This window comes from Candidatus Nitrosotalea sp. FS (assembly GCF_011319475.1).
Classification (GTDB): Archaea; Thermoproteota; Nitrososphaeria; order Nitrososphaerales; family Nitrosopumilaceae; genus Nitrosotalea.
Genome location: NZ_RCMC01000132.1, coordinates 1 through 758 on the forward strand (window position 1 = coordinate 1; position 758 = coordinate 758).

At 67.4% G+C, this 758-nt stretch carries 2 protein-coding genes; both read left to right on the plus strand.

The window, feature by feature from the left end; genetic code table 11:
• The coding region (locus DYY66_RS04735; RefSeq protein WP_255496100.1) for a sensor histidine kinase at positions 1-543 on the plus strand (543 nt) is incomplete at its 5' end.
• The coding region (locus DYY66_RS04740; protein ID WP_166286654.1) for a response regulator at positions 540-758 on the plus strand (219 nt) is incomplete at its 3' end. The genes DYY66_RS04735 and DYY66_RS04740, both read left to right, overlap by 4 nt.

Below are 758 nucleotides of genomic sequence, written 5' to 3' on the forward strand. Positions count from 1 at the left end.
AACGCGCTGGTGGAGGAGAGCTTGAACCTGGCCTATCACGGGGCGCGGGCGCAGGACCCGGGGTTCAACATCACGCTGGAGCGCGACCTGGCGGCCGGCCTCGAACCGATCGAGCTGGTGCCGCAGGACATCACGCGGGTGTTTTTGAACCTGTTCGGCAACGGGTTCTACGCGGCGAACAAGCGGGCGCAGAGGGAGAACGGCCAAAGGGAGAACGGCCAAAGGGAGAACGGTTCTGGGTTTCGCCCCGTATTGCGGGTGGCGACGCGCGAGGCGGACGGCGCGGTCGAGGTTCGGGTGCGCGACAACGGCACCGGGATCGCGCCGCAGATCCGCGACAAGCTGTTTCAACCGTTTTTCACCACCAAGCCGACGGGCGAGGGGACGGGTCTGGGGCTGTCGATTTCGTACGACATCGTGACGCAGCAGCATGGCGGGACGATCGCGGTGGCGAGCGAGGAGGGCGGTTTTACCGAGTTCACGATCCGCCTGCCGCGGGGCAGGGCTGGCGAGCCGGCGGGCATGACGGGGAGAGTGGCGTGAGCGTGAGCATCTTGGTGGTGGACGACGAGCCGGACGTGGCCGACCTGTTTCGCCAGCGTTTCCGGCGGGAGGCGCGTCAGGGCACCTATGTGCTGCATTTCGCGGCGTCGGGCGAGGAGGCGCTGGACCGGCTGGAGGGCGAGATCGAGCCGCAGCTGATCGTGATCCTCAGCGACATCAACATGCCGGGGATGGACGGGCTGGAGCTGCTGCGC